The 20,573-nt window shown below is 34.9% G+C and carries 17 protein-coding genes and 3 tRNA genes; 13 read left to right on the top strand and 7 right to left on the bottom strand.

What is annotated here, in order from left to right; genetic code table 11:
* Positions 1-79: 79 nt before the first annotated feature.
* The 4 genes from lptE to tamL all read right to left on the bottom strand — a co-directional run bounded on the left by lptE (position 80) and on the right by tamL (position 6,011).
* Positions 80-619 carry an LPS assembly lipoprotein LptE gene (lptE, locus tag AC07N0_RS10830; RefSeq protein ID WP_494589191.1) on the bottom strand — a complete coding sequence of 180 codons (540 nt, stop codon included), beginning with the start codon at positions 617-619 and terminating at the stop codon, positions 80-82.
* Positions 600-1,931 (bottom strand): sigma-54 interaction domain-containing protein, encoded by a 1,332-nt coding sequence (locus AC07N0_RS10825; protein ID WP_494589190.1) that lies wholly within the window; start codon positions 1,929-1,931, stop codon positions 600-602. The genes lptE and AC07N0_RS10825 overlap by 20 nt, the downstream gene beginning before the upstream one ends.
* 54 nt (positions 1,932-1,985) lie before the next feature.
* Entirely contained in the window at positions 1,986-3,401 is a 1,416-nt protein-coding gene (miaB, locus tag AC07N0_RS10820; protein WP_494589189.1) for a tRNA (N6-isopentenyl adenosine(37)-C2)-methylthiotransferase MiaB, read from the bottom strand.
* A 144-nt stretch (positions 3,402-3,545) separates the two neighbouring features.
* Entirely contained in the window at positions 3,546-6,011 is a 2,466-nt protein-coding gene (gene tamL, locus AC07N0_RS10815; protein WP_494589188.1) for a translocation and assembly module lipoprotein TamL, read from the bottom strand.
* Positions 6,012-6,061: 50 nt separating this feature from the next.
* On the opposite strand from tamL, the gene AC07N0_RS10810 reads away from it, so the two are divergent.
* The 3 genes from AC07N0_RS10810 (at position 6,062) to AC07N0_RS10800 (ending at position 8,419) form a co-directional block, all read left to right on the top strand.
* On the top strand, positions 6,062-6,799 hold the full coding sequence (locus AC07N0_RS10810) for a TrmH family RNA methyltransferase (RefSeq protein WP_494589187.1): 738 nt from the start codon (positions 6,062-6,064) through the stop codon (positions 6,797-6,799).
* A 170-nt stretch (positions 6,800-6,969) separates the two neighbouring features.
* On the top strand, positions 6,970-7,575 hold the full coding sequence (locus tag AC07N0_RS10805; protein ID WP_494589186.1) for a GDSL-type esterase/lipase family protein: 606 nt from the start codon (positions 6,970-6,972) through the stop codon (positions 7,573-7,575).
* Positions 7,576-7,690: 115 nt separating this feature from the next.
* Positions 7,691-8,419: an esterase family protein gene (locus AC07N0_RS10800; protein WP_492799684.1), complete on the top strand. Its 729-nt coding sequence runs from the start codon at positions 7,691-7,693 to the stop codon at positions 8,417-8,419.
* A 240-nt stretch (positions 8,420-8,659) separates the two neighbouring features.
* On the opposite strand, the gene AC07N0_RS10795 is transcribed toward AC07N0_RS10800, so the two are convergent.
* From AC07N0_RS10795 to AC07N0_RS10785, 3 genes are all read right to left on the bottom strand, one after another.
* Complete coding sequence (locus tag AC07N0_RS10795) at positions 8,660-9,439, bottom strand: queuosine precursor transporter (RefSeq protein WP_494589185.1); 780 nt, start codon at positions 9,437-9,439, stop codon at positions 8,660-8,662.
* A 134-nt stretch (positions 9,440-9,573) separates the two neighbouring features.
* Positions 9,574-10,788: a pyridoxal phosphate-dependent aminotransferase gene (locus tag AC07N0_RS10790; protein ID WP_323250443.1), complete on the bottom strand. Its 1,215-nt coding sequence runs from the start codon at positions 10,786-10,788 to the stop codon at positions 9,574-9,576.
* Positions 10,789-10,981: 193 nt separating this feature from the next.
* Complete coding sequence (locus tag AC07N0_RS10785) at positions 10,982-11,737, bottom strand: putative periplasmic lipoprotein (RefSeq protein WP_494589184.1); 756 nt, start codon at positions 11,735-11,737, stop codon at positions 10,982-10,984.
* Positions 11,738-12,050: 313 nt separating this feature from the next.
* Here AC07N0_RS10785 and AC07N0_RS10780 point away from each other — a divergent pair.
* From AC07N0_RS10780 to AC07N0_RS10735, 10 genes are all read left to right on the top strand, one after another.
* A tRNA-Ser gene (locus tag AC07N0_RS10780) sits at positions 12,051-12,138 on the top strand.
* Positions 12,139-12,173: 35 nt separating this feature from the next.
* A tRNA-Pro gene (locus tag AC07N0_RS10775) sits at positions 12,174-12,247 on the top strand.
* Between the two features lie 95 nt (positions 12,248-12,342).
* Positions 12,343-12,416, top strand: a tRNA-Arg gene (locus AC07N0_RS10770).
* Positions 12,417-12,499: 83 nt separating this feature from the next.
* Entirely contained in the window at positions 12,500-14,242 is a 1,743-nt protein-coding gene (locus tag AC07N0_RS10765; RefSeq protein ID WP_494589183.1) for a hypothetical protein, read from the top strand.
* 27 nt (positions 14,243-14,269) lie between these two features.
* Positions 14,270-15,616 (top strand): hypothetical protein, encoded by a 1,347-nt coding sequence (locus tag AC07N0_RS10760; protein WP_494589182.1) that lies wholly within the window; start codon positions 14,270-14,272, stop codon positions 15,614-15,616.
* Between the two features lie 97 nt (positions 15,617-15,713).
* Positions 15,714-16,874 (top strand): glycosyltransferase family 4 protein, encoded by a 1,161-nt coding sequence (locus AC07N0_RS10755; RefSeq protein ID WP_494589181.1) that lies wholly within the window; start codon positions 15,714-15,716, stop codon positions 16,872-16,874.
* Positions 16,856-17,902, top strand: coding sequence for an acyltransferase family protein (locus AC07N0_RS10750; protein ID WP_494589180.1), 1,047 nt, complete (start codon positions 16,856-16,858; stop codon positions 17,900-17,902). Before AC07N0_RS10755 ends, AC07N0_RS10750 begins: the two co-directional genes overlap by 19 nt.
* Positions 17,899-19,059, top strand: coding sequence for a glycosyltransferase (locus AC07N0_RS10745; RefSeq protein WP_494589179.1), 1,161 nt, complete (start codon positions 17,899-17,901; stop codon positions 19,057-19,059). The genes AC07N0_RS10750 and AC07N0_RS10745 overlap by 4 nt, the downstream gene beginning before the upstream one ends.
* Positions 19,059-19,964, top strand: a complete 906-nt coding sequence (locus tag AC07N0_RS10740) for a glycosyltransferase family 2 protein (RefSeq protein ID WP_494589178.1) — start codon at positions 19,059-19,061, stop codon at positions 19,962-19,964. Before AC07N0_RS10745 ends, AC07N0_RS10740 begins: the two co-directional genes overlap by 1 nt.
* The gene (locus tag AC07N0_RS10735) at positions 19,961-20,512 is read left to right on the top strand and encodes a WcaF family extracellular polysaccharide biosynthesis acetyltransferase (RefSeq protein WP_492799674.1); all 552 of its coding nucleotides are present in this window, start codon (positions 19,961-19,963) and stop codon (positions 20,510-20,512) included. Before AC07N0_RS10740 ends, AC07N0_RS10735 begins: the two co-directional genes overlap by 4 nt.
* Positions 20,513-20,573: the final 61 nt, after the last annotated feature.

Below are 20,573 nucleotides of genomic sequence, written 5' to 3'. Positions count from 1 at the left end.
AAGTCGATAAACCTTATACCTAAAGTCTTTTAGTCTAAAGTCTTCAAGTCTTACAGTCCAAAATCCTCAAGTCCAAAAACTACCATTCCCCCGCCGTCTTATTAAAAATATCTAGTACAATCTGGTCAAGAATCTTTGGGATTAAAGTTCCCTGAACAGCCGTAATCGTTTGCGTTTGCGGAAAGTCTTGATAGAACGAAAACTCCTGATCATAGTTTTTGTTTTCGTCTTTTGCATTAGTAAACTTCACTTGAATTCTAATCGTCAATCTGTTTAATCCTCCTTTGTCATTAGCAGTAGGAGCTTGTGCTTCAACTTCAAAACCCGTAATAGCTCCTTCAAACATCAAGTCAGGATTAACATTTGTCATTTTCAAAGAAGTATTTCGTTGAAAATACTCTTTGAGTTTTTCGTTGAAAGTCAAACTTAAATTGGCAGGTCCACCAGCCGTTTGAAAGGCAAAGTTTTGAATTTGAATCGTTTTTAAAGTAGGGTCAATACTGTTACCTTTAAAAGAATAACAACCACTCAGTAACACAATGCTCAATGATAAAAGTGCTACTATACTGATTTTCGAGAAGGCCTTTGAAAAATATTGTTTACTCTTCTTCGATATCATATTGTTTGATTTTTCGGTACAATGTTCTTTCTGAAATTCCCAAATCTTGTGCGGCATATTTACGCTTGTTTTTATTTTTCTGTAAAGCCTTGATAATCATGTCTTTTTCTTGTTTTTCTAGTGAAAAAGATACCTCCTCGGCTTCGTGGGTAACGTCTATGAACGCATTTTTATTCTCAGGATTGTTATTTCCTAAGTTAATAATTGTTAATTCGTTATCGGGCTGATTGTTCGAAAAATTATTGACCGATGGCAATGTCCTAGGGCTTGCAAAATCTGGCTGATATGGGAAAGAACGCTCTTTGTCGATATTCTGAAAAAGACTTTCATTTTGTTTTAGTATATCAGGGCTCACTTCACCATTTTGTAGGACCTCTAAAAACATCTTTTTTAATTCAGTAACATCTTTTCGCATATCAAAGAGAATCTTATAGAGTAACTCTCTTTCTGTGAAATTATCATTTTGTTGAGCCTCAAAATCTCGCCTTACCAAACCATTATTCCCCATCATCTTGCCATTGTTCATCTGAAGATAATGCGCTAGCTTTTCACCATCCACCGTTCTATCATCCGTTTCAAGGATTGATATTTGTTCGGCAAGGTTTTTAAGTTGTCTGATGTTCCCTGGGAAACGTTGCGTTAACAAAATCTGTTGCGCATCAGAGGTAAGCTGAATAGGTTTGATTCTATATTTTTCGGCGAAATCGCTACTGAATTTTCTGAACAACAATTCAATGTCCATTCCTCTGTCACGCAAAGGTGGTACAAAAATCGGTACAGTATTCAAACGATAGTACAAGTCTTCTCTGAATTTTCCACGCTCCACGGCAGTCATCAAATTGATGTTAGTAGCAGCTACTACACGTACATTCGTTTTCTGGACTTTAGAAGAGCCCACTCTGATAAACTCTCCGTTTTCAAGCACCCTCAGCAAGCGTGCTTGAGTCCCCAAAGGCATTTCGGCGATTTCATCTAAGAAAATAGTACCGCCATCAGTTACTTCAAAATATCCTTTTCGGGCGTCGATAGCGCCTGTAAATGCCCCTTTTTCATGACCAAAAAGCTCTGAATCGATAGTGCCTTCTGGAATAGCCCCACAGTTTAGGGCAATGAATTGTCCGTGTTTACGGGCAGATAAATTATGAATTATCTTAGAAAATGATTCTTTCCCAGAACCGCTCTCACCTGTAATCAGCACTGTCATGTCCGTTGGTGCCACTTGCGACGCTACCTCTATGGCATGATTTAATGCTGGCGAATTGCCGATTATACCAAATCGGGCTTTTATCGATTGTAATTCGGTAGTTTGCATAGTTGAATGAGTTTTGGGTGTAAAATGAAATGTATCGTTCTCAGATATTTTTCATTACACTACATCTCCAAACAAAGTAGCCGACGAACAAGAAGTAATTATTACATTGACATAATCACCTTTTTTGTGATTGCCTTTTGGTAAAATCACCATTTTATTTTGGTCGTTGCGTCCTTGTAAGAAATCTTCAGAACGTTTCGAGTCACCTTCAATCAATACCTTTTGAATAGTACCTACCGACATCTGGTTGCGTTCAAGAGAAATCTGACGTTGAAGAGCGATGATTTCAGCCAGACGTCTTTGTTTTACATCTTCTGAAATATCATCTACTAATTTTTTAGCGGCAGGCGTGCCTGGGCGCTCTGAATAAGAAAACATATAACCGTAGTCATAACGAACGTATTCAATCAGCGAAAGCGTTTCTTGGTGTTCCTCCTCTGTTTCCGAACAGAATCCTGCGATGATATCTTGTGAAATACCACATTCTTCTCCTAATATTTCACGAATTTTATCAACACGATTGATATACCAAGCACGGTCGTAAGTACGATTCATCAATTTCAATATTCTACTGCTGCCGCTTTGTGCTGGCAAGTGAATATAGTTACAAACGTTTTCGTATTTTTTGATGGTATAAAGTACTTCGTCGGTAATATCTTTTGGGTGTGAAGTTGAGAAACGAACTCTTAACAATGGATTAATCAAAGCAACTCTTTCTAATAATTGAGCAAAGTTTACTGTTTCAGTGCCATCTGCCGAAGCCCATTTGTATGAATCTACATTTTGCCCCAGTAGCGTTACTTCTTTATAACCATTGTCTAATAAATCCTGACATTCTTTTAAGATAGAATACACATCACGTGAACGCTCGCGACCACGGGTGAATGGTACCACACAGAAAGAACACATATTGTCGCAACCACGCATGATAGAAACGAAGGCCGTTACTCCGTTCGAGTTCAAACGAACAGGCGATATATCAGCATAGGTTTCTTCTTTTGATAAGAAAACATTGATGGCTTTGTTGCCTTCTTCTACTTCTTCAAATAAATTGGGCAAATCACGGTATGAATCTGGACCCGCAACGATATCAACGATTTTTTCTTCCTCTAAAAACTTCGTTTTCAGACGTTCAGCCATACAGCCCAATACACCTACTACTAGGTTAGGGCGTTTTCTTTTGATGTGCGTGAAGTTCTTTAAACGATTTCTTACTTTTTGCTCAGCATTTTCACGGATGGCACAAGTATTTACCAGAATTACATCCGCTTCTTCAAACTGAGAGGTAGTTGCATAACCATTTTCTTGTAGAATTGACGTTACAATTTCGCTATCCGAGAAATTCATTTGGCAACCGTAACTTTCAATATAAAGCTTTTTTTTGTTTTGTTTTCCTATTTCATCAATGGTAGTGCGTGGAAGATCTAGGGTTTCTTTATCTTCTTCAGTAAGTATTTCTAAATTTCTCATATCTTTTTGTTCACAAGCTTTGCTAAAAATGATTGAGCAAACGTGAATATTATTTTTGGACTAATGGAATCACAATCTGTAATGAAGGGCAAAATTACGAAGAAATATTGTTATGTCTGACAGAATGTCAGTAAATTGTTGTAATTAAAAAGGATAACCAATTCCAAAGTTTAAAACCAAAGGATTTCGATACGTTGAAGGCAATTTTTCGCTTGGTTTAAACAATACCCAACGATTGTTTTCTGGTAAGGATGGGTCAAGCATTCTTACTGCCCAGTCTAGGCGCAATACAAAAAATGATAAATCGACACGGATACCAAAACCAGTGCCCACCGCAATTTCTTTGTAAAATCTATCAAACTGAAAATCACTTCCTGTAATCCCCTCTGTATTTTGTCCTTTAAAACGCCAAACGTTTCCTGCATCAATAAAGAAAGCTCCATTGATGTTATAGTCGCCATAAAACCTTAAAATTTTAAAACGATATTCAGCACTGGCTTCTAGCAAAATACTACCAGGTTGGTCAAAATTCCCTTGTGCCGACCCTGGGCCTAATCCTCTGGGTTTCCAAGCACGCAAGCTGTTTGGTCCCCCTACAAAAAAGTTTTTTTCATAAGGAAGTCCTCTTTCTGTACCATAAGCATACGCTAGTCCTGTGTTGACTTTATAAACGAAAATAGAGCTTCCTGTGGGGTTAATCGTGAAGTATTTGCGATAATCGACGTTGATTTTTAAGAACCTGTAAAACTGTAAACTATCTCCAAAGATATCAGAAACAAAGCCTATTTTGCCTTGTGGGAAAAAATTAAGCGTAGTTCCACCAGACTCTAACAATAGTCTTAGGTAATTACCTTTGGTAATTTGTCCATAAGGATTATCAGTATAGGTATAGGAAGCACTGATACTTGATACAAAAGATTTATTAAAGCTTCGTCCTAAATTGTTTCCTGCATATCGTTGAAGGCTATCCAAAAAGTTTTTAAAATCTCGAGCCTGCTGATTATTCGGATACGAAGTAGAAAGTAAGTTTAAGTCAATCAATGAAACCTGCCAAAACTTATTAGGCGAAGGTCGCCATAAATACGTTTCGTTGATTTTGAAATTTAGTCGATTGTATTCTTGCCTTCCTACAAATTCTACACCACCCCCTAAACGAGTTTGTGGTGTGTAGTCATTCAAGCGTTGGGCTATAAAATTAGGGGCTAGAATTTTAGGAATAATAATGGATGAGTTAAATCCTAATTCCAGATTCCTACTGACGATATCAGGACGAATAAAACCAGCTTGCGCCTCAAATCCGAAACGGAAGTTGGTTTCTAATGAACTCGCACTTCCTCTAAGATTCCTTAGTTTGAATGATGTATTAAAGAATGGGCCTAATACCAACTTATAAATACTACCGCCTGTTTCCGCTGTAAATTGGTATTTATCCAATGGTTTAGCATAAATAGTAGCATCCAATACGCCTTTTGTCGTATCAAAGTTTACTCTAGTAAACTGAAACTGGTCAAGTCCGTATAATTTCTTCTGAGTCAGCAATACTTTTTGAAGGCTGTAGTGTTCATTCGGGCGAATGTCTATTTTAGTATCTAACAGTTTTTCAGAGAATCTTTTATTGACAAACAAATACTTGATATTATTAAAAACGACAGTATCAACTTTTGAATTGGGAATATTCGGAGACGTACCATCTGAAATAAATGTTACCTTGTTTAAGAGATAAGATTTATTATAATTTGGGTTTTGAGGAGGACGGTCAGGATTGGGAATAAACGTAATAGCCGCTATTCCTTTGGTAATGGCCGTATCCAAATCATTGATTCTAATGCTTATATTATCTTTTGTAAAATGGTAATACCCATTATTTTTTAGCAATTCTTCTATTCTGGCTTTTTCAGCATTATAGGTTTCTACTTCTAAACGATTTCCATTTTTCAACAGACTTTGTTTTTGATTTTCCTTCAAAATAGCATAAATCGCTTTGTCGGGTGTAACCAACGAATCTGTTTTATAAAAAGGATAATAGTTTCCTTCGTTTACCAGATAAGTAACTGCAATGCTTCTTTTTTTAAAGAAAAGACTATCCGCCTTATAACTCACCGAATAGTTGAAAAATCCGTGGTTTTTGTAATAAGTTTTTACTTTTTCAACATTTTTTTTGGCGTCTTCTTCATAAAAATAAGAAGGAGGCTCGCCAAAAGTACGCATGCCCCAGTTTCCTTCGTTGATTTTTTTGGTAAGTTTTTGTGCTTTACTTTCTTTCTTTTTTGATAATTGTAAAAACTCTACAGAATTATTATCTATCTTATTTGCCTCACGGTCGAAATCCTCGTTTAACTTTGTTAGTTCGTTTTGCCATTTTATTTTCTGTTTAGGGTAATTTTGAGCAAAAAGTTGATGAAAATACAAACCAAGCGTAAGGGGAGTTTTAAGGATTCTTTTGTTGGGTCTTTGTGGGAGTAATGCTTCTAGTTTTTCGGTAGTAACAATTTTATTTCCTTTAAAAGCCTGTGAGTACAACAAAGGTTCGGTAAGAGTGCCTTTTGGTGAACATCCTGATAAATAGATGATTAACGAAAATAAGGAGATATGGAAAAGCGTTTTTTTCAAGGATAATAATGATAAATAGATTTTATAAATAATCAATAATTTTTAGACTGATGCTATCAAAAAATCAAATTAAATACATTAATTCTCTGCAACAAAAAAAGTTTAGACAAGAGCATCAATCTTTTATTGTAGAAGGAGCAAAAAGCGTACTCGAACTTATTCAATCTGATTTTGAAGTAGAATCACTTTTTGTAACCGATGATTTCTACAAAGAAAACGAAAGCCTTTTAGAGAAACAACCACTTCGTGCAGAAATTGTTAGTCAGGCCGAATTAGAGCGAGTAGGTTCGTTCAGCTCCAACAATGCTGCCTTGGCTACTGTCAAAACGAAAGGCAATCAAGAATTATTTGCCCAAGCAAATGAATATGTATTAATCTTGGATGATATCCGTGACCCTGGCAATCTAGGAACGATTGTCCGTGTGGCTGATTGGTATGGTATCACAAAAATTGTTTGCTCTAAAGAAACAGTTGATTTTTATGGACCTAAGGTAATATCCTCAACGATGGGGTCGTTCACCAGAGTGGCTATTTATTATACCGATTTAGTCAATTATCTGAGTAATAATTCCTTAAAAGTATATGGTACTTTTTTGAATTCGGCTAATGTGCATACTACCCAATTTGCAGAGGCTGGTTATATCATTATTGGCAACGAAGCTAACGGTATTTCGACTGAAGTAGAACGCTTGGTAACAGATAAAATCACCATTCCTCGCTTTGGTGGAGCAGAGTCTTTGAACGCAGGAATTGCAACCGCAGTTATTTGTGATAATCTTAGGCGATAGAAATATTAAAATCAGAGGTTTTTTTATGAATTTATGTAGTTTAATCGGTTGATTTTCAATATTTTATTTAAATTTAAATGCTGGTAGAATCGGTAACGATTTGTTAATTATTTACTAACCAGTAAAAAAATCATTTTTGTTTTTTTTGCATTTATATAAACTTTAAGGCTATGTTTTGGTACGAAGACGAAGTAAAAAGATTAGAGCAGGAGCGTTCGAAATTACCATATCAACCTAAAACGGCTTTTTATGGAAGCTCAACGATTACGCTGTGGGAAAGTTTATATGAAGATTTTAAAGATTTTTCTCCTGTTAATTTAGGTTTCGGAGGGTCAACATTGGCTGCGTGTGCTTGGTATTTTGACAGAGTCTTTGCTGAGTTTAACGAAATCAATTCTGTTATTATTTATGCTGGAGATAATGATTTGAGTAATAATCGTCATCCAGAAGAAATATATCTTTTTCTTTTTCAATTATTTGATCTCATTCAAAAACGCTATGGAACGATTGATTGTGCGTATGTATCGATTAAGCCTAGCCCACAACGTTGGTACTTGAATGATCAGGTAAAATATACCAACATGATTATTGAGAAAGAAATCAAAAAACGAGGAGACCAGCTTTACTATATAGATATTTACGACCAATATTTGAATGATAATCATCGCCCTGATTCAAAATTCTTTGAGTCAGATGGTTTACATTTCAATAAGATGGGTCATGATATCCTGAAAGATAAATTAATTGAGCATCTTTCAGCACTTGTTTTGCAATAAGAAAAATAACGAATGCTGATCACCATATCATTTATTCTTTATGACTATCAATATTATATTACCTTATAATCCTTCTGAATCAAATATAATTTCTAAACCTAAATTTTAGAAAATAATGAAAAGACAATATCATAAATGGTTTAGTAATTATTTGCAAAAAGATATGGAAATGCTAGTCTTTGGTCATGCAGGGGCAAGGGTTTTGTTTTTTCCAACACGGGGTGCTCGCTTTTATGATTATGAAGATTGGCGTGTGATTGATGCAATTAAGGATAAAATTGAAGCAGGTTATTTACAAATCTTTTGTGTAGATAGCGTAGATGCTGAAAGTCTTTATAGCTCAGAGAGTTCGCCAAGTTATCGTATTCAGAGGCACATGCAATACGAAGACTATATCATCAAGGAAGTATTACCTTTTACACGGCAACTCAATCCAGATATGACCATGATTTCGGCAGGTTGTAGTTTAGGTGCTTATCATGCCATGAATGTGGCAACAAAATATCCTCAGTTTTTTTCAAGGGTTGTAGGAATGAGTGGGCGTTTCGACCTCACGTGGCAGGTGGGCGTTTTCAAAGATTTATTTGATGGCTATCACGATGAAAATATTTACTACAACAATCCTGTTCAATTTATTCCTAATCTGAATGACGAAAAAATACTCACTGAATTAAGACGAATGGAGTTTATTTTAGCCATTGGTCAAGATGATGCCTTTCTTGAAAACAACAAATACTTCAGCGATATTTTGTGGAGGAAGGGAATAGTGAATAAATTGTATGTATGGGATGAAGAAGCACACAAAGCAAGATATTGGCGAAAAATGGTGCAGCTTTATTTATAGATGTAAGACTTGAAGACATAAGACGCTAGATTTTAGACTTTAGGATTATGGACTTTAGGACTTGAAGATGTTGACATTCGACTAAAACATATAGGACTATAAATATTAGACGTTAGATTATTAAATATTGGATCTAAAGGACATTGCTAATATCCCTTAGTCCTGTATTTATCCAATATCCTTAAGTCTAGCATCTTATGTCTTCAAGTCCTAAAGTCCATAATCCTACAGTCTTCCAGTCTACTCCTGATGTGCTGCTTGGTCTTGTAATCTATCCGTTAAGTCATCTCCCAAGTATTTATCAATTAAAGTATGCGCTAGATAAATCAGTGGGGTTAACAAAATAGCTACAATGAATTTATACAAATAAGTATTTAATGACGTAGAAAGCCATTGTTCTACTGTCCAGTTTCCAAACAATACAAAAGCGATACCGATTACTACAAAACTATCAATCAATTGAGATACCAGCGTTGAGCCTGTAGCACGAAGCCAGATTTTTTTGCCATCCGTTACTTTCCTAATTGCATGGAAAATATAAGCATCTAACAATTGACTAATCAAAAATGCCGTCAGTGAGCCAGTAATAATTCCTAAGCCTTGTCTAAAAATCTTCCCAAAGGCATAATCAATATTAAAATTATCGTCGCCCTTATTTACATCAAGCCAAAAAGGAGCAGGGGAGAGCAGCGTAGCCCCATAAATGATAATGAAACTATAGGCGATAAAACCAGCAGCCAGATACGACACTCGCTTTACGCCTCTTTTCCCGAAATATTCATTGATAATGTCAGAAGTAATAAAAACAAAAGGCCAGTTTAATGCCCCAGCAGTCTGATTAATATCCCAAGTACCCAAAAAGGTTTGTAAATGAAGTGGTTGAAAACCAAAAGTAGCTTCTACCGAAAAGATTTTTACCCCTATAATTTCGGCTACGATAGCATTGGTGAGGAAGATACCAAAAAAGAAAATAAATAGTTTGTTTCTCTTAGAGCTAAGGACGGGTGTTTTAGAGTTCATTTTGATAAGAATGAATATTAAGGAAAATATTGAAAGCCTTGAATGCAAAAAGAGGCTAGATGTTTGAAGCACCTAACCTCTTTACGAAGATAACAAATTATGTCAAAAATTGTTGAGAATCAATTTGCTCAGCATTACTTTTTACGATGATTTTCAAAATGAAGCGCAATTTTGTTCATCGCTATTTCAAGTTGTTCCAAATGCGGTAAAAAGACAATTCGGAAATGGTCTGGTTCTTTAAAGTTAAAGCCACGTCCACCTACTACCAAAATGCGTTGGTCTTCTAACAAACTCAATACGAAATCGCCATCATTTTTGAAATCGAATTGTTTTAAATCTATTTTAGGAAATAAATACATGGCTCCCTTCGGACGCACACAACTAATGCCTGGGATAGAAACTAGTTTTTCATGCGCCAAATTCATTTGTTTATATAACCTACCCGTAGGAATTACCAAATCATTAATAGATTGATAGCCTCCTAAAGCAGTTTGAATACCATATTGTGTAATCACATTGGCACACAAACGCATAGAAGCCAAGAAGGTAAGCCCTTCAACATACGATTTTGCCTTATGTTTTGCACCCGTCAGAATCATCCAACCACCACGGAAACCCGCAGCACGATAATTTTTAGACATTCCGCCCATTGTTACAATCAAGGTATCTTCAGACATCCCCGCTGTAGAATGATGGATAGTGCCATCAAAAAGGATTTTGTCGTAAATCTCATCAGCAAAAACAATAAGTTTATGTTTTTCTGCCAATCGGACAATTCCTTCTACAATTTCTTTGTCATAAACAGCCCCAGTCGGATTGTTCGGATTTATCAAAACAATTCCGCGTGTCTTTTTAGTGATTTTGGATTCAATATCTTTTAAATCAGGATTCCAGTCTGACGCCTCATCACAAACATAATGCACAGGAGTACCCCCGGCAAGCCCTACAGAGGTTGTCCAGAGGGGATAATCGGGTGAAGGTATCAATATTTCATCATTCGGATTCAACAGGGCAGTCATCACTAAACTAATCAGCTCGCTTACACCATTACCAATATATACATCTTCAATTTCAATACCTTTTACACCACGACTTTGATAATATTGCATAACGGCCTTTCTGGCGGCGAAAAGTCCTCGAGAATCGGCATAGCCTTGTGCGTTGCGAATATTCATGATGATGTCATGAATAATTTCCTCAGGGGTTTCAAAACCAAATGCCGCCGGATTGCCAATATTCAACGAAGTGATTTTATAGCCTTCACGTTGTAGTTGAAGAGCTTTTTCGTAAACTGGCCCACGAATATCGTAGCGTAGCGAATCAAGGCGACTACTTTTTAAGATTTCCATGCAATATTATTGTTTCATTGTTGATTGAAAACCATTCAATTAATTATTAGGGTTACAATTGTCTGGTTTCCAATTTTAAGTTTGCAAAGGTGATAAAAAATAAGCAAATACACTTAACTGAAAATCAAAAAAGGTTTATTGAAAGCCAAGTTGTTTCAATAAACCTTTATGAAAAGAAGTTTTTTGTATTATTTTACCGTTTCTCAAACCATTGTTCAAACAAAAAACCAATGTTCGTTTTATCAGAGGTATAATTTAGTTGAACGAATTTTGCATGAGGGTTTGCTTCTAGGAAAACACCTCCTCTGATAGAAGTGTGCGGAGCTAGCGTAGTAGCTTTAAAGTTCTCGTTAATCCATGTATGCTGTTCATTGCTGAGTTTATCCATTCGTGAATAATAATGCTCATGGTCTGCGATACGTTTAATTTGTGCTACTTGAACGATGGTTTCACCAACATTAGCAGTCCGCCAAGCTCTTTCGGGGCTTTTATTAGAAGAACTTGCTATCATGGCTATAATGTCCCCAATAAATAAAACCGTGTTAACCGTTTTAGCTCTTTTGAGTTTTGTTTCCTCATAATTCATTTCTTCACGTACTTTTCCAAGCTCTTCTTCGGGTTCTATGGCTTGATAGCTAAAAGTATACTTTCCATCAGTTGAAACAAGCTGTTGTTTATTGATATCAAGCGGAAGGGCGTTGAAGTCTTTTGGTGAAATGGTCAGCGGTTCGTCTGTATTATTAAATAACTCAACATCAAAAACCATGTATTTCTGATAGCGACCGTCATAAGAGGCTACTATTTTTACACCATTATTTTCTTGTTTAACGATTTCTTTGCCTGCGTCAACGATACTTTCTTGTTCAATAGGACGCATTTTCATGATATTTACTGATGAACATGAAATAAATAAACAGGCAGATAATAGTATGAGGAGGTATTTGTTCATTTTTAAGTCAATATTTTAAAAGTTATTTACAGAACATTGACAGACAAAATAAAGTTTTCCCCTATTGCCAAAGATGGGTTTTTATAAAAATGTTGTTGTGAGAGCGAGAAATTGGAAAAAATATTAATTTTTTTAGGGTTATAAGAGGGTAAATAACCTTCTGATTCTCAATTCTGTATCAGAAAGTTAGCATAAAAGGTTAAAATTATTTCAATTTTTTTTGCAAACAGGCTTGTTTTATTAAAAAAAATAGGCGTACCTTTGCATCACCTAAACACAACGACAGTATCACAAGCGATACAAAATGTGTTAAGGAGAGTTGCCTGAGAGGCCGAAAGGAGCCGTTTGCTAAACTGCCGTACCTCACAAGGGTACCGAGGGTTCGAATCCCTCACTCTCCGCTTAGAAGTATTAATTTTAAGCAAGGGAATATTTTCGGGGTGTAGCGTAGCCCGGTATCGCGCTTGGTTTGGGACCAAGAGGTCGTAGGTTCGAATCCTGCCACCCCGACTTTTAAATGTGTTAGTTTGAAGATTTGAAAATTTGAAAATTACATTTCCTTGATTTTCAACTTTAAATAATCTCAGATTAACACATTTTTTTTCGGTTCCATAGCTCAGCTGGATAGAGCAACTGCCTTCTAAGCAGTAGGTCTCAGGTTCGAATCCTGATGGAATCACTTAATTATAAAAAACCGCTTAGATTCGCTTTCTAAGCGGTTTTTTTGTTTACGAAATACTTTCGATAACACAAACTAGTCCTATGATTCTTTATAAAAACCTACTGATTGTCGCTACAGTAATTTTGCTGTTATTTTCAATATTAAGTATTTATTACGGAATCATTTCTCCTCCGCCATTAGTCACTTATACTACCGACGAAAATTTCATTAGTGAGTCAGGTGTTTTTCTTTGGTACGGTTGCACTCCCCGAACATTAGAATGGGCAGGCATCCCAAGTATTTTTATTGCCTACTTCTTATTTATTTTTCAATGTATCATACATATTATTACCCATTTTTCAGAAATACATCAGCTTACAGATATTTTAAAAGTATTTGATGATAATGCGTACTATTATTTGAATCATCGCGAAGAATTTATCCTTTGGGAGCGTGGTGCACAAATAGTAATAGTGGGTATCATCTTTTTTATGATTATCCGTTTCATTATTAGGTCATCACATTTTTTATTAACCAAAGAAACCAAAATCATACTAGTATTTCTATGCATCTGCATAGAAACAATCTGGGTTTCAATGGCTGTGATTCGACCAGAGGCTATTTCAGGGAGCTTGTTTATTTACTTAGTACTCAGGATTTTATTTACAGAAAAAATTACGCCTCAAATTGCTACGACCATATTTATACTTTTTGTTGCTACAGTTGCTCAGCGATTGATTTTTTTATTCATGACTCCGTTTATCATCGGAAGTTTAATTGTTCATTTACGTGCACAAAAAATCTCTTTTAGAACCTATCGCAACTATTTTTTAGTAATATTATTTGCTGTCTTTACTTTGATACCCTTTATCATTACAGATACCTTCGTAATATTGAAGTCATTTTTTGGGGTGATTTTTATCAAAATGCACCAAAGTCCGATGCAGACGTATTTTAATTATTCATTTATTGTGGACTTTTTGGCAAGTCCCGTGAATGTGATTTTTACTATCTGTGCCATTATTGGAACATGGTTTTTATTAAAGGTTTATCCTTCTAAAATAATTATTCTTTTATACGTGGGTAATTTATTGTTGTTTTTATTTACCTCTTTAAAATCAGCACAACTATATTATTCTCATCTTTTCCCTGCCACCATGATGTCTGTAATTTTAATAGGCTTTGGTTTTATAGGGATTATTCACACCCAAAAAGAAGCTATCAAAAACAAATTAATGCTTATCTTCTGTCTGTTATTAGTGATAAATTCAAGCTATGGCGTATATTACAATAACAAAAAGATGAATGCAGAAGAGGAAAATCTGGCTGATGCCATCAGTTGGGTAAAATCTTTAGATAACAACGACACAATTGCGTTAGAATTAGATTTTGATGGATTTATTCCAAAAAATTTAGCCTGTTTGGAAAGAGAGAAAAAAGCGAATATTAGCGAAGCTTACAAAATTGATAAACTGAGCAAACTCTTGAAAGTGTCAATCACTGATTCTTTACAAAGAATACAAGCCATGCCAGTTATAGCACAGGCTTTTGCGAGCGAAGATGAAAAATTGATGGATGTAGAATATCAAGTATTGTTAAAAAACATTCAGTATGATACTTCAAAGCGTTTTAATACATACTATTTTTTCGATACAAGCAGTATGATGAGCCACTGTATGCTTCGTGAAAAAGCATATCAGCAATTTGGACAAAACGAGTATCATTATATCATTACCACCAAAAAGTTGAATCAATACCAACCCATTAAAGCATTTGAAAAAGACGGAGGCGTAAAATATTGGGTGTATGAAAATAAAGGTTTTAAGAAAGTACTAGCTGAGTAACAGCTTAGATTTATTATTTTTGTAAATATGAAAGAGTACTTCAATTTTAAATATAGTCGTCAATCTTTAGGTTTGTTCATAGTATTTATGGGAAACCCATTGATTTTCTTTTTTAAAGAATACTTAGGCTTTGGTGGTAGTTCTACTTTTACCATCGGGAGCTTATTTATAGGCTTACTATTATTGATTTCCCCAGGCGACCTCTTTAGGAAATTTTATAAACCTAATATCCCTATTACGAGGGTCGCGATGTTTTTCTTAATCATCTCATTGCTAGCTTGTTTATTCTATAATCCTTTTTATGGATATGATAACGACCGTGCTGCCTTTACCCGAGATATAGGGAACTTCATTTTTATTTTCGCTTTCTATTTCTTGATAGTCGGCGTATCCAATGAAGTAGCCAATTATTTTCTACCTATAGCGCTTGTATTTACTTTTTTCGGAAGTGTTTGTTTAATCTATTCAATGGCTACCAACCCTTTGTTTATTATTGGACAAAGAGCAACGGTAGTCTTTGGAGATGGAACAAGTACAGCCAGTGGAAACCCCCACGTGTATGCAAGAAATGCATTTGCAGGCGTGTTTGCTTCGTATTTCTTCTTAAAGTCAAGAAATATACTTTGGAAACTATTTGCTTTCTTTAACCTCATTCTGTCATTAGTAGTATTAATTCTAGCACAAGCAAGATCTATTTTACTTGCTTTCTTATTTTCTGTAGCGTTGTTTGTCTACTTCAATGTTGGAAAAGATACCGTTAAAGTATTTTTTAAGGCCTTATTCAAACCCCTTAATCTAATTTATATCGGTCTGTTTATTGCTGGCTTGCTTTATTTTATCAGTACGCAACAACAGATTATAGATATTATTGATTTATACTATAATACCTTCTTAGAGACTTTTTCAAGAGCATTACTAACAGCTTTCGGACTTGAGGATGAAAAAAACCTCGATATGTCGGCGATGGGTAGGGTTAATAATATCGATTTAATTATTTTTCTCTTTTCAGAAATTCCCTATGCCTTTATTCTGGGTGGAGGATTTAGATTCTTTTATGTAGATGTACCTGTTATTGAAACCTTTGTAGATTTAGGAATTGCTGGTGTAGTATCATTTTGTTTGATGAACTATATGATTTTTAAAGAAGCTGTTTATACATTAAAATGGAAAGTAAATCCATTTGCTTGTTTTGTAGCCTATTTCTATATGACCTACTTCGTCGGGATTTTTACAGGGGGAGAACCCTACGGAACTTCCTATTGGTTTATATTCATTGTGGCCATTCGCTTCTTGGGAATAAAATATATCAAAGAAGAGCCTGTAGACGACTTGAAAGAAAATGAGCTTGCTCCTTTAGAACCAGCCGTTAAGTGATACCCATAAATACCGTTAATTTCTATTAATAATCGCCAGCAAACAAGGCTTATAGCATCGTGGAATAGATTCCTAAGGCTAATTTGCTTCTTAAAAAATGAAGGTTTTAATTGTTCATAATCAACTTTGGGCTCACTATAAAGCGATTATTTTTAATGAATTGCAATTAATTTCAAATCAGGAAAATGATTTTGGATTATTAGTTTTGCAGTTAGCTAAAATTGAAAAAAGCAGGTTGAAATTTGATGATACCAGCCTATTTAAGCATGAATATAATTATGAATTGCTTCATGATGGCGTGCTTGAAGAATTGGGCTTAAAACAAAGAATATTAGGTATTTTAAAGACAGTCAGGACTTTTAAGCCAGATATTGTCAACCTAACAGGTTATTATGATATAGCATCATGGTTTATCTTATTGTATTGTAAGTTAAAAGGTATCAAAACGGTGCTATCCAATGAATCTACAGGAGGAGATCATCATCGTAGTTTTTTAAAAGAATCGTTTAAATCGTTCATCATCAAACAATTTGATGGGTTCTTTAATTTTGGGCAATTATCGAAAGAGTATATGTTAGCTCTAGGAGCTAAACCTACCCAAATGCTTGTGAACAGAAATTGTGTGGATAATCAATTACTCCGAAAAATTTACCTAGAAAATTATAAAGACAGGAATAAACAAAAAGCTATATTAAATTTACCAAAGCACAACTTTATTTTTGTTGGGCGACTGATTGAATTTAAAAACTTATTCAAGCTCTTAGATGCCTTTAAGATGGTTCAGGGAACTACTGCAAGACAAGATTGGGGCTTAATAATACTAGGAGATGGAGATTTGAAAGCGGCTTTACAACAATATGTACATGAAGAAACCATTCATCAGGTTTTCTTTTTTGAAGGGGTAAATTGGCAACAAGTACCCGCATATCTAGCCCTGAGTGATGTATTAGTCTTGCCAAGTTATTCAGAACCTTGGGGATTAGTAGTCAACGAAGCCATGGCTTGTGGTTTACCCGTAGCGGTTTCAAATAAATGTGGTTGTGCTAATGAATTAGTAAATGAATCTGTCAATGGATTTACCTTTAATCCAAATAGTGTAAACGAAATATCTGAAACATTGATAAAGTTTATGAATACCGAACTGGATTTATTAAAAATGGGAGAGGCCTCTCAAGATATTATCCAGACGTATTCACCCAGTAATGTTGCCCAAGAAATGTTTCATGGATATAAAAGATTATGTCATCCAAAAAAGTAATTAATTCAATACAATTTTTAAGAGGTTTTGCGGCTTTTGTGGTAGTTTTTTATCATATTGGAGGCTACATAAAAAAGAATTTTCCTGTTAGTTTTTTAGGAGATTTTTTTGGTTTTGGCTTTGCGGGTGTCGATTTATTCTTTGTAATAAGTGGGTTTATTATTCATTTTACCAGCAAACAATATTTAGACCAACCAGCGTACTTTACTGAATACTTAAAAAAGAGATTTTTAAGAGTATTCCCGATTTACTGGTTTGTCATGACAGGGCTATTCTTGTTAGGATGGCTCATCAGTAATGTTTTGAATAAAGATGTGTTTAGTACTGCTTATCCTCATACATTTTCAGCCTATTTTCAAACCTATTTCCTTGTCCCTTTTCACTTTGCTATTAATCCAGTTACGTGGACACTCAGTTTCGAGCTTTTCTTTTACTTATGCTTTTCGTTATTGATACTTTCTAAAAAGCTATGGTTTATTCCCGTGGCTATATTGGTGGGTTCTGTCGTGAATATGATAGTTGGCAATAACTTCGATAGCAGATATTTCAATTTTGTTTTTAGTAGTTATAACCTTGAGTTTTTCTTTGGATTCTTGATTTGTGGATATTATGAAAAAATCAAACTGAAAAATATAATCTCGATATTGATTTTAATTTTTGCTCTTATCATTATCGTGAGCTTTGGTTTCGAAATTAGTGATTTCGACTACTGGAAACGCGTGTTGGTCTTTGGATTTCCTTCAGGGCTAATTCTGATTGCTTTGTTAAATTTAGAAGCTAATAAGGCTATCATAATCCCTAAATTTACTATTTTATTGGGTGATGCATCCTATGTTTTGTATCTGATACATTTTCCGATGTTACTTTTGTTGAATAAAATTCCATCAATCATTGGAAGTACTTTATCTGTCAACCAAACTGTTTATTATAACTATTTAATAGGTATCATGATTATCATAGTGAGTATTGTGATACATAAAATGATAGAAAAGCCACTTTCTAAATACTTGATGAATTTATCAAAATGATAAAACCTGTGAAGATTTTAAATATCTGTGCATATTCTTGGGATATCGGTGGCCCCCCAAAAATTATTTATGACCACGCCGTAGAACAAATAAAACTAGGAGCGGAAGTAACAATTTTGACGCCATTTACCGAAGGACAAAAACTATATGAACTACCAGAGGGTGCTAAAATAGTAGTTTGTAAAAGACATTGGCTGGCTAGATTTTGGGCAGAATTTTCTCCTGAATTATTTTTTTGGATAAAAAAACATGGTAATGAGTATGATATTATCCATATTCATGGACTTTGGCATTTTGCAGGACTAGCGCCTTATTTAGCAGGCGTTTCTACCACAAAATGTATCACGATTCATGGTTTGTTAGACCGCTGGGCATTGGCAAATGGCTATTGGAAGAAAAAGCTTTTTGGTGTACTTTTTCAAAAAAGAGTATTGGATAAAACCGAACTGATTCAGATTAATAACCTGGATGAACAAGAAGATTTAAAAAACTTTTTAGGTCATATTCACCCAAACGTGAAGATTGTGCCAAATGGGATGAATTTGAGTAATTTCAGTGAATTACCCCAGAAAGGAGTTTTCAGAAAAAAGTATCAGCTTCAAAATGATAAAAAACTGATATTGTTTTTAAGCAGAATAAATATTAAAAAAGGGTTAGATTTGCTTCTGCCAGCTTTCAAAGAAGTTTTGGCTACCAGAAACGATTGTATATTAGTATTAGCTGGTCCAGACGACGGCTATTTGACTGAAACACAAAAATTTATTGAAACGGAATCTTTGCAAGAAAATATAAAACTAGTAGGAATGCTAGTGGGCGACGATAAATTAGCTGCTTTTGCAGATGCTGATATTTTCACGTTACCATCGCATTCCGAAGGATTTTCGATTGCGACCCTAGAAGCCTTAGTTTCAGGCATTCCTTCGTTATTATCTGATAGAGTAGGCTTTGGAGAGAGTATTCGTGAAACAAACGCTGCTCATTTAGTTGAGCTTAATACCCAAAGTATCGTAGAGGGACTGAATAAAATGCTTGATGATGAAAAGTATCGCGAGTATCTGGCCAATAATGGAAAAGCGTTGGTCAAAGAAAAATATGATATAGCATTGGTCGCTAAAAATTTATTTGAAGAGTTTAAGAAAATTGCTAACAAAAATTAATGCAAGATATTTCCGTCATCATCCTAACTTTTAATGAAGAAAAACACATCAAAAGGTGTGTAGAATCTTTGTTGGCTTTTACTGATAAAATATTCATTGTAGATTCAGGTTCAACCGATAAAACTGTCGAGATTGCTGAATCACTAGGTGCGAAAGTAGTACAGCGTCCGTGGGTAAATTATGCTATTCAGTTTAACTACGGGATTCAGCATAATCCATTCAATACCACATGGTTGATGAGGATGGATGCTGACGAATATGTGTTGCCAGCTTTGGCAGCGGAAATTAACCAGAAATTATCAGAGACAGCTCCAGAGATAGGAGGGATGTATATTAAAAGGAGAGTAATATTTTTTGATAAATGGATTCGTTATGGTGCATATTACCCTATCTGGTTATTGAGAATCTGGCGAAGCGGACAAGGGGCTTGTGAAGAAAGTTGGATGGATGAACACATTACGCTGACTAGTGGGAAAACTATTCAAATGGAAAATGATATTGTTGATCATAATTTGAATAACCTTACATGGTGGACCCAAAAACATAATTTATATGCTATCAGAGAAGTAATAGACTTGCTCAATATCAAATATAATTTCCGCAACTTCGAATCGGTTGAGCCTAATTTTTTCGGTTCTCAGGAACAAAGAACAAGGTTCTTGAAAGTGAAGTACGCTTCTATTCCGCTGTTTATTCGTCCTATCATTTACTTTATCTATCGCTATATTTTTAGATTTGGTTTTTTAGATGGCAAACAAGGGTTTATTTGGCATTTTTTACAAGGATTCTGGTATAGATTTTTAGTGGATGCTAAAGTGTACGAAGTATATCATCGTGTCGGAAAAGATAAAAAAGCGATTGAAAAATTCTTTAAAGATGAGTTTAATAAAGATTTAACAAAATGAAAACAACCGACTTATCTAAGTACGATAATTCTTGGTACAAACCTGGCAATTTTTTCCTAAGAACGCTCTGGCATATAGTAGGTTCAATATTCATTAATTCTAACATCCCTTTTCCAGTATCGTTAAAGATTTCTGTCTTAAAATTGTTTGGAGCAAAAATTGGCAAAGGTGTAATGATAAAACCTCAGGTATCAATAAAATATCCATGGTTTTTAGAAATTGGTGATTTTGTTTGGATTGGCGAAATGGTTTGGATTGATAATCTAACAAAAATAAGTTTGGGGAATCATGTTTGTTTGTCGCAAGGCTCCATGTTGCTAACGGGAAATCATGATTATACAAAGAGTACCTTTGATTTAAAAGTAGCTGAAATACATTTAGAAGATGGCGTTTGGATAGGGGCAAAATCTGTCGTATGTCCGGGGGTAGTAGCAAAATCGCATTCAGTTTTATCTGTAAACTCTGTTGCTACTAAAGATATGCAACCTTATATGATATATCAGGGAAATCCTGCTAAAGAAATAAGACAAAGACACATCAAAGATTAAACCGTTTGGTGCTTTTGTATTTTAATTGTAATTTGACTACCATTAAACCCTCCAACGTAAA

The organism is Arcicella sp. GW821-FHT09D11 (genome assembly GCF_059416265.1).
The sequence above is the reverse complement of the archived record's forward strand: the minus strand, read 5'-3'. Positions and strand labels throughout refer to the sequence as shown.